General features: G+C 71.7%; 7 protein-coding genes and 3 pseudogenes. 7 read left to right on the top strand and 3 right to left on the bottom strand.

Translation table 11 applies throughout. From position 1 onward, the window contains the following. From GTY56_RS28235 to GTY56_RS28225, 3 genes and pseudogenes are all read left to right on the top strand, one after another. A pseudogene (locus tag GTY56_RS28235) lies at positions 1–252 on the top strand (SagB/ThcOx family dehydrogenase); the annotation flags it as partial. Then, complete coding sequence (locus tag GTY56_RS28230; protein ID WP_161368137.1) at positions 249–1,988, top strand: ATP-binding cassette domain-containing protein; 1,740 nt, start codon at positions 249–251, stop codon at positions 1,986–1,988. The pseudogene GTY56_RS28235 and the gene GTY56_RS28230, both read left to right, overlap by 4 nt. Continuing rightward, positions 1,985–3,730 carry an ABC transporter ATP-binding protein gene (locus GTY56_RS28225; RefSeq protein ID WP_161368136.1) on the top strand — a complete coding sequence of 582 codons (1,746 nt, stop codon included), beginning with the start codon at positions 1,985–1,987 and terminating at the stop codon, positions 3,728–3,730. The genes GTY56_RS28230 and GTY56_RS28225 overlap by 4 nt, the downstream gene beginning before the upstream one ends. Before the next feature lie 30 nt (positions 3,731–3,760). Here the strand turns inward: GTY56_RS28225 and GTY56_RS28220 are convergent, their stop codons facing one another. Next, positions 3,761–4,195, bottom strand: coding sequence for a Fur family transcriptional regulator (locus tag GTY56_RS28220; protein ID WP_161368135.1), 435 nt, complete (start codon positions 4,193–4,195; stop codon positions 3,761–3,763). A 71-nt stretch (positions 4,196–4,266) separates the two neighbouring features. Further along, positions 4,267–5,433 (bottom strand): GTP-binding protein, encoded by a 1,167-nt coding sequence (locus tag GTY56_RS28215; RefSeq protein WP_161368144.1) that lies wholly within the window; start codon positions 5,431–5,433, stop codon positions 4,267–4,269. A gap of 286 nt (positions 5,434–5,719) precedes the next feature. On the opposite strand from GTY56_RS28215, the gene GTY56_RS28210 reads away from it, so the two are divergent. Beyond that, the gene (locus GTY56_RS28210) at positions 5,720–6,688 is read left to right on the top strand and encodes a hypothetical protein (RefSeq protein WP_161368143.1); all 969 of its coding nucleotides are present in this window, start codon (positions 5,720–5,722) and stop codon (positions 6,686–6,688) included. A 98-nt stretch (positions 6,689–6,786) separates the two neighbouring features. On the opposite strand, the pseudogene GTY56_RS41215 reads toward GTY56_RS28210, so the two are convergent. Continuing rightward, positions 6,787–6,906, bottom strand: a pseudogene (locus GTY56_RS41215) (DUF1326 domain-containing protein); the annotation flags it as partial. A gap of 272 nt (positions 6,907–7,178) precedes the next feature. Between GTY56_RS41215 and GTY56_RS28205 the strand changes: the two are divergent. The 3 genes and pseudogenes from GTY56_RS28205 to GTY56_RS28195 all read left to right on the top strand — a co-directional run. Beyond that, positions 7,179–7,409, top strand: a pseudogene (locus tag GTY56_RS28205) (carbamoyltransferase C-terminal domain-containing protein); the annotation flags it as partial. An 89-nt stretch (positions 7,410–7,498) separates the two neighbouring features. Next, entirely contained in the window at positions 7,499–8,485 is a 987-nt protein-coding gene (locus GTY56_RS28200; protein WP_161368134.1) for a DUF4872 domain-containing protein, read from the top strand. A gap of 265 nt (positions 8,486–8,750) precedes the next feature. Next, on the top strand, positions 8,751–9,050 hold the full coding sequence (locus GTY56_RS28195; RefSeq protein WP_161368131.1) for a hypothetical protein: 300 nt from the start codon (positions 8,751–8,753) through the stop codon (positions 9,048–9,050). Positions 9,051–9,390 lie beyond the last annotated feature (340 nt).

Below are 9,390 nucleotides of genomic sequence, written 5' to 3'. Positions count from 1 at the left end.
GCCGTCCTGCTCGCCGTCGGCTGCCCCGCCGACGCCGACGCCCCGCACATCCGCCGAGCCCACCTGCGGGCCGGCTTCGCCGTCCACCTGGCCCATGTCACCGCCCGGCGCCACGGGCTGGCCGCCCGGCCCGTCGGGTCCTGGCAGCAGGCGGACCTCGGCGCCGCGCTCGGCGCCGCCCCGGGCCGGGACTGGGTCGTCCACGCACTGGCCCTCGGCACCCGCCACGCCGACGAGGAGAACACCACGTGATCGTCCACCCCGAGCTGCGCCGCGCCGCCCGTCCCGCACGGCGCCCCCTGCTCGCGGCCACCCTCCTGCAGGGCGCCGTCACCCTCACCCACCTGGCGCAGGCCGCCCTGCTGGCCCTCGCTCTCGCCGGCCTGGCACACGGAGACACCGGCCGGCTCCCGTGGCTGCTGGCCGCTGTGCTCGCCGTCGTCGGCGCCCGCGCCGGGCTCACCGTGGGACAGCGGCGTACCGCCACCCGTGCCGGAGCCCGGGTCCGGGTAGCCCTGCGGGACGAACTCCTGGCCCACCTGGGCCGGTTGGGGCCCGCACACCTGAACACGGCCCGGGCCGGAGCCGTCCGCACCACCCTCGTCGACGGGGTGGAGGGCGTCGACGCCTATGTCTCCCGCTACCTGCCCCAGCTCCTGGTCACCCTCACGGTGCCGCCCCTGGTCCTCGCCGCCCTGGCCGCCACCGAACCCCGGGCCCTCCTCGGCCTCGTCCCCGCCCTGCTCCTCGCCCTGGCCGGACCACGCGCCTGGGACCGGCTCCTCGCCACCCGAGGCAAAGAACACTGGGACACGTACGAAGGACTGGGCGCCGACTACCTGGAGGCCCTCCAGGGCATGCCCGCCCTGCGCGCCGCAGGCGCGGTCGGTCGCACCCGCGCCCGCCTTGAGGAGCGGTCCGCGGCGCTGCACCGCGCGACCGTCGCCAAACTGCGCGTGTCCCTGGTCGACACCGGCATCACCGATCTCGCCATCCAGGGCGGCACCGCCGCCGCGGCCCTCCTGGCGTGCTGGTCGGCCGTCACCGGATCCACCACGGCGACCGGCACGTATCTGGTGCTGCTGCTGGCCTCGGAGTGCTTCCGCCCCGTCCGCGACCTCGCCCGCGAATGGCACGCCGGATACCTCGGGGCCTCGGCCGCCGACGGCCTCGCGGCTCTGCGCACGGCCGAACCGGCGGTCCAGGACACCGGAACGGCCTCCGCACACCTGCGGACTCCGCCCGAACTGCGCTTCCACGACGTCCGGTTCACCTACGGCGGCGCACCGGCCCCGGCTCTGGACGGCGTCTCGTTCACCGCCCAGGCGGGCCGGACGACCGCGATCGTCGGCCCCTCCGGCGCCGGTAAGTCCACACTCCTCGCCCTGCTCCTGCGCCACCACGACCCGCAGGAAGGCCGGATCACCCTCGACGGACGTCCCACGACCGAGTACGCGCTCGACTCGCTGCGCCAGGGCATCGCCGTCGTCTCGCAGGAGACGTACCTCTTCCACGCCACCATCGCCGACAACCTGCGCCTGGCCCGGCCCGGCGCCACGGACGACGACCTGACGAGGGCGGCGCGCGCCGCCGGGGTCCACGACGAGATCACCGCCCTTCCCGACGGTTACGCCACGCTCCTCGGCGAACGGGGGGCCACCCTCTCCGGAGGCCAGCGGCAGCGCCTCGCGCTCGCGCGGGCCCTGCTGGCCGACGCCCCGGTGCTCGTCCTCGACGAGGCCACCAGCTCGGTCGACGAGCGCCGGGAGGCGGACATCGTCCGGGAGTTGCCGGCCGCCGCGAGCGGCCGGACGGTCCTGGTCGTCGCCCACCGGCTCGCGGCCGTCCGGCACGCCGACCGCATCGTCGTCCTCGACGGGGGACGGGTGGACGCCGTCGGCGAACACGCCGCTCTGGTCGAGGCCGGCGGCGTCTACACCCGGCTCGTCGAGGCCGGCCACGCCCACCGAGGAGAACTCGCCGCATGAGCACCGTCGCCGCCCCTGACGCGGACGCGCCCGCCCGGGGCGCGCTGCGCGCCCTGCTGCCCGCCCTCGCCGGGCACCGGGCCATGACGGCCCGCACCTGCGCCGCCGCCCTCCTCGAACAGGCCTCCCTCGTCGCACTGCTGACCCTGGCCGCCCACACCGTGGGAACCGCCGTCATCGACGGGCGGGCGCCCTCGGCCGGCACTGTCACCGTGCTCGTCGCCCTCGTCGTCCTGCGCGCCCTGATGACCTGGCGGGAGATGGACCTCTCGCACGACCTCGCCTACCGGGTGCTGGCCGCGCTGCGGGTACGCGTCTTCGACGGCCTTGCCCGCAGCGCGCCCGCCCGGGTGGCGGGACGGCGCAGCGGCGACCTCGCCGCCACCGCCATGGCCGACGTGGAGGCCCTGGAATTCTTCTACGCCCACACCACCGCCCAACTGCTGGCGGCCGGCACGGTCTTCACCGGCGGCTCGGTCGTTCTCGCCGCGGTGGAGCCCTGGCTGCTCGCGGCCGTGCTGCCGGTCGCGGTCCTGCTCGCGGCGGCGCCCTTCGCCGACGCGCGTGCACGCGCGGCGCGCGGCGGCCGCACCCGGACGGCCGTGGCGCACCTGTCGGCCGACACGGTGGAGACCGTCGACGGACTGCGCGAACTGCTCGCCTTCGGCGCCTTGGCGCAACGCCGCAGCAAGCTGGCGGAGCGGGGCCGGCAGGTGGGTGCAGCCCAGCGTTCCGAGGCCACCTGGGAGGCCGTCGCCGCCGCGGTCCGCGACCTCCTCATCGTGGCCGCGGTACTCGGCGTGGTGGCCGCGGCCGCGCACTCCGTGACGTCCGGTCGGCTGCACGGCGCCTGGGCTCCGGCGGCGATGGCGCTGGCCCTGTCCGTCCTCGGTCCCGTCGCGGAATCGGCCCGCGCCCTGAGCCAGGCCGTGGCACTGCGCGCCGCCGCCTCCCGCGTCGACGCCGCCGTCAAGGCCCCCGCACTGGCCCCGCCCCCCACCGCACCGCTGCCCCTGCCGCCCGGGCCGCTGGGCGTCCGGCTGCACGGCGTGAGCTTCGACTACGGCGGCACACCCGTGCTGGACGGTGTCGAACTGACCGTCCCGCCCGGGCAGACACTCGCCCTGGTCGGCGCCTCGGGTGCCGGCAAGTCGACCTGCGCCCACCTGCTGGCCCGCTTCTGGGACCCGGCAGCCGGCGCGGTCCAGCTGCTGCCCGCCGGCGGCGACCCCGTGGACATGCGGGAGGTGAGCGATGCGGAACTACGGCGTGCGGTGACGCTGGTGGGACAGGACACGCCCCTCTTCCACGGCACTCTCGCCGAGAACCTGCGGCTCGCCGCTCCCGAGGCGGACGACAGGGCGCTGGCCGAGGCGGCACGGCGGTGCGGCGTGGACCGGATCGCCCCGATGGACACCCTCGTCGGCGAACGCGGCGCCACGCTCTCCGGCGGCCAGCGGGCCCGGATCGCTCTCGCCCGCGCGCTGCTGGTCCGGCCGCGCGTCCTGGTACTCGACGAGTCCACCGCTCACCTGGACAACGCGGGTGACGCCCAAATCGCCACCGCTCTGGAGGAGGAGAGCCGTACGACGATCGTCGTCGCGCACCGTCCGGCCACCATCCGCCGCGCCGCCCGCATCGCCGTCCTGGAGGAGGGCCGCATCGTCGAGGAGGGCACCTGGGAGGAACTCACCGGCCGCCCGGGCAGCGCACTCAACCGCGTTCTGACCACCACGCCATGAGCCGGGCGCGGCCCTGACCTCCGGGGTCTGCTACGGGTCGGGTTCTGGCCGGTGGTCCGGCCCGGACAGGCAGCCGTCGCAGACGCCCGCGAGCTCGACCGTGTGCGTCACCGCGTGGAAGCCGATGTCACGCGCGGTCCTGGCCACCCACCGCTCGACCTCCTCGGCGTCGACGGCGAGGCTGAGCCCGCACACCCGGCAGACCAGGTAGTGGCGGTGGCCCTCGTCGGGTCTGGGCCGGTACAGCCGCTCACCGTCACGGTCGCGCACCACGTCGACCTGCCCGGCCGCCTCCAGTAACCGCAGCGTGCGGTAGACGGTGGTCAGCCCCACCGCCACGCCCTCCGCGGCCAGAGCGGCGTGCAGGGTCTGCGCCGAGACGAAACCGTCGCAGGCCCGAAGTGCCGTGAGGACCGCGGTGCGCTGCGGGGTGGTACGCCATCCGCCGGGGGTCGTCTCGTGCATACGTGTGCCTCCCATCGCGTCAGGAAGGCCGTCCGGGCGACGACACGGTGCCCGGACGCCCCGTGCTGCGGCTAGACGACCGCCGGACTCGCGTGCCCGTGTTCGAGATCGCAGGCGTCACCGGTGTCCCAGAGGGGAAAGGGATCGTGGGCGGGGAGCTGCTCGCCGTCGGCCATCAGGCATCCGGCAAGGGCGGCGTGCAGACTCGGCTCCCGCAGGCCGACACCGATGAACACCAGCTCCTGGGCGTGGGGCGCGCCGGTGTCCCGGACCCCGGACGGCTCGAAGCGGGCGACGGATCCGGCCTGTGACCACAGGCCTGTCACGCCCTCACGCCCGGCCAGGGTGAAGAAGCCCTTGGAGCGCAGCACTTGGCCGTGCGTCCCGCTGTCCAGGCCGCCGGTGACGAAGTCCCACAGCCGCCCGGGGTGGAACGGCACGGAGGACCGGAAGACCGTGGAGGAGATGCCGTACTCCTCGGTCTCGGGAACATGGTCGCCGTTGAGTTCCCGCACCCAGCCCGGCGCCTGCTGCGCGCGCTCCAGGTCGAACCGTCCGGTCTCCAGGACGTCGCGCACGCCGATCCGGCCGTGTACGGCGGGGATCAGACGGGCCGTCGGGTTCAGCCGTGCCAGCACCCCGCGCACCCGGTCCGCGTCGGCTGGGCCGACCAGGTCCAGCTTGTTGAGGACGAGCACGTCGGCGAACTCGACCTGGTCCACCAGCAGATCGCTCACGGTGCGCTCGTCGTCCTCGTACGGCGCGAGGCCCCGTTCGGCCAGGTCGTCACCGGTTCCCAGCTCGGCGAGGAAGTTGGCGGCGTCAACGACGGTGACCATGGTGTCCAGCCGGGCGACGTCCTCCAGGGTGGCGCCGTCGTCGCGGGCGAAGGCGAAGGTGGCGGCGACCGGCATCGGCTCGGAGATGCCGCTGGACTCGATGAGGAGGTAGTCGAAGCGGCCGTCCCGGGCGAGCCGTTCGACCTCCTCAAGCAGGTCGTCGCGCAGGGTGCAGCAGATGCAGCCGTTGGTCATCTCCACCAGCCGCTCCTCGGTGCGGGAGAGGGCCGCTTCGCCCCCGCGCACGAGGGCCGCGTCGATGTTGATCTCGCTCATGTCGTTGACGATCACCGCCACCCGCAGGCCCTCGCGGTTGGTGAGGACGTGGTTGAGGAGGGTCGTCTTCCCGGCGCCGAGAAACCCCGACAGCACGGTGACGGGGAGACGTCGGGAGGGCAGGGGCGTCAGCGGCTTGGGCTCGGCCACGGGGGTCCTCTCGGTCAGGAGGGTCGTACGGCGCGGACGCACCTCAGCATACGACAACGATTTTCATGTGCGGAACCCGGGTTCTCGCCCGCGACATCGCCGGATGTACGGCACAACCTTGTGGGCGAGTGGGGAGTCTTCTGATCGATCACGCTGTGATCGGAGCCATGAGGAGACCATCATCAACCCCATACGCAAGACTCTGACCGCCGGCGCCGTCGTCGGTGCCGTACTCGCGGGCGCGGCCGCCTGCGGCACGGTGGAGCAGCTCTCCGCCGGCCAGAAGCTCGACCGGGCCTTCGAGAAGCTCGGCAAGAAGAAGACGCTCTCCTTCGAGCTCGACCTGGACACGGACGTCGCGTCCCTGGAGGCCCTGGACGCCAAGTCCGACCCCGCGCCCGGTGAGGAAATCCCGGAGCAGGCCGCCGAGTTGCTCAGCGGTGCGAAGATCACTGTGACCGTGCAGTCGAAGCGTCCGCTCGACGAGTCCGGTGAGAAGGACCTCGTCGGCACGGCCCTGAAGGTCAGCACCCCGGACGGCGACCTCGCCGAGTACCGGGTGATCGGCGACTTCACCTACGTCCGCGCCGACATGGCCGCGATGGGCGAGATGGCGGGCAGCCCCGTGCCGGACGCCGACGACCTGCCCCCGGAGGCCGGGGCGATGAAGGACGTCATCGAGGGCAAGTGGGTCAAGATCAACACGAAGGAGATGGAGAAGGTCACCGGCGAGAGCCGGAGGGCCAAGGGCGGCCCCGCGCCCGCGCCGTCCCTCGACACCAAGACGCAGAAGAAGCTCGTGAAGGCCCTCCGGGAGGTGATCGCCCGTGAGGTGAAGTTCAAGACGGCCGACGGCGCGAACGGCACCGAGCACGTCAAGGCGACGGCCCCCTTCCGCACGCTGGTCACCGAACTGTTCGGCGAGATCCGCCCGTTGGTGAAGGACCTGCCGCCGGGCATGGATTTGCCGACGGACAAGGACCTCAAGGATGCTCCCAACGCCAAGGTGACGGCGGACTTCACGCTGAAGAACGGCGCGCTGTCCCAGGTGGACGTGGACCTCGCCAAGCTGGCCGGGACCGCCGACGTCAAGAAGCTGGGCCTGACCCTGCGGATGCGGGAGGGCGCCAAGCCCACCGTTCCGGCCGGTGCCACGAAGCTCGACCTGAACGAGCTCATGAACGGCTTCTTCGGCGGCTCGGAGATGGGCGACCCCGAGTCGGTGTGACCGGGGACTGCGTGGGGGCCGGTCAGGCTGTTCGGAGGTGCGGCCCCACGCGTCGGTGAGGGGAGTCTCCGCCGACCGGCGCCGTCCGGCCGCTGCGCTCAGTCGGGTCCCGTCCAGTCGAAGGGGAAGTGCTTGCTCGACTTCCCCGAACGCTCCCAGGAGATGCCGAACGCGTCGGCCCGGTCGGCGGCGGCCCGCCCCCAGGTGGCTGTCTGGCCGGCCCGGGATCCCAATCCTCCATGTCCCGAACCGATACCGGTCGTGTCCTCCGGACCGCCGCCCTCGGGACCGTGTTCGGCAGCGAGGGTTTCTTTACCCGATCGAACCCGCAGGAATGCCAAGTGCACGCCGCACGCGACCCCGGTGACGCCGAGGGCGCCGACGTCGCAATGGGTGGGGCGCCGCCGTCCCACCACTCGGCGATCACGGCAGATGGTCGGGAGGGCACCACAGCCAGAGGTCCGCGTTCCAGGGACACGGCCGTTCCGGGAACGTCGACGCCACCTCGCGGATCCAGACGGTCACCGAGCAGAGCAATCCGCTGCTCGCCGAACTCCTGCGTGAGTTCACGGAGCTGACCGGGATTCCCTGCCTGATCAACACCTCGTTCAACGTCGCAGGCGAACCCATCGTCTGCTCGCCCGCGGATGCTCTGTCCTGCTTCCTCAAGACGGAGATGGACCATCTGTTCCTCGGCAACTTCCTGGTTTCGCGAATCTGAACGAGTGGACACCTCCCTGGTTCGGGCGGCCGCAATCGTACTTCGGGAGGTTGCGCTACGCTCTACGCGAAGGAAGGGAGACAAGGAAAGTGTCGCTTTTAGAGGCAGATCCATATGTCGGTCATCACTGCGAGTCGACCACTCTTGTGAACTTGTTGCGGCAGCGAGAGATCGACTTGTCGGAGTCGCTCGTCTTCGGGCTCGCCGGTGGTTTGTCATTCATCTACTGGCGGACGAAGCAGATGCCGACACCGTTCATCGGTGGCCGCATCAAGCCCGACACGCTGTCCGACAATCTCGCGCACACGCTGAATCTGCGACTGTCCGTTCACGAGACGTCGTCGGTGAGCAGGGCGAGGGAACACTTGCTGGCCGAGCTCGATTCCGGAACCGTCGTCGGTCTCAAGCTCGACCGCTACTTCCTCGACTACTCCACCGACGACTTCCGGTTCGCGGCCCACTACGTGGCCTGCGTCGGCTATGACGACGACCGTTTCGCCCTGGTCGAGACACAGCCGCTCGGTCTGCAATGGGCCTCCGGCGAATCCCTGGCGACCGCGCGAAACGCTCGGGGCCCGATGAGTTCGCGCAATCGCGCCTTCACCATCGATCTCCCGAAAGGCGGCCTTCCTGACCTGGGTGAAGCCGCGCGTAAAGGCATCAAATCGGCGGCGGACAATTTCCTGAATCCGCCGATCTCCAACTTCGGGTACAAGGGCATGCACAAAGTCGCCGATCTGATGCCGCAGTGGCTCGACGATCTCGACTCGCCCGCCGAGAGCCTGCCCGAGATCTGCACGATCATGGAGGATGCGGGGACCGGCGGCGGCCTGTTCCGCATGCTGTGGGCGGAATTCCTGACGGAGGCCGCCGACATCACCGGCACCGGCGAGTTCCGGGAGATCTCGGGCGCGTACCGCGAAGTGTCGAAGAAGTGGACCGAGGTGGCCGGACTTCTGAAAGAGGCCGGAGACGCGTCGTCGCGGGAATCCCTCCACAGCGCGTCGAAGATCGTGCATGAGGCAGCCGACAAGGAGCAGCACCTGATGCAGCGCCTCCTGGAACTGTCCGGCTGACCGGGGCGCGTGCCCCTGAGGAATGCCGGGAGTGATCCGGCGCCTGCTGCCGATGGCGTGAGCGGTCAGCCCCTCGTGCAGCGGCGCCAGGACGGCCATCTCGCGCAAGGTACTCCGCGTGATCGCCGAGCCTCGGCCTATGGACCGTCGTACTGCATGACGGCGTGAGGTCGATCCGCGGGTAGGGGGCACCGCAGCCGAGGGTCGTGGCGAGATCAGAGGCACCGGACCGGCCGCTGTCAGTGGTGGCTGCGAGGGTGAACGGATGGACCGTGATGACGAGCAGTTGCTGCGTGGCCGGGTCTACGGCCATGACCACGACGACCCCGACCCGGGCCCGCGTCGCGGGCGGACATACGCCGAGCTCGTGGGCGGGCCGCTGGACGGACTGCTGCTGGACATCACGGGGTGGCGGGCGGAGGAGATCGACAAAGGAGCGGCCCTGCCCACCGAGCTGGGGCGGTTCCCCGGCGGCCGGGCACTGTACGAGCCGGTGCCCGCAGGCTCCCGCACACCCGGCCCGGGGGTGAGCTGCCGCTTCCACCACTTCGGGGACACGCCCTGAGAAGCGCTCCGACCTCTGGCCCTGGCCCGTCGCGGGCATGCCATTGCCGCTGGAGGTCAGTGGCTGCCGGTGAGTTCGCCGCTGACCCCGGTGCAGTCCGACGGCAGGGGGTTGGTTCATGGACCGCTCGTGGTGGAAGTGGGTCCTGTACGGCCGGAGGCGCTGCGCGGCGCGGAGGCACGGCCGACCGAAATTGACAGGGTTCGCACACGGGGCGAACCTGGAATCAGGCGCCCTGCACGTCCTCTCAGACTGTTCCTCCAGCACATTCAGGCAGCCTTCCTGGAGTACCTCACGGAGCAGGCCGACGCCTGACGGGCCGTTCCCGACCCGCTTCATG

It is taken from the genome of Streptomyces sp. SID5643 (assembly GCF_009872555.1).
Lineage (GTDB): Bacteria > Actinomycetota > Actinomycetes > Streptomycetales > Streptomycetaceae > Streptomyces > Streptomyces iakyrus.
This window is presented reverse-complemented; position numbering and strand designations above follow the sequence as displayed.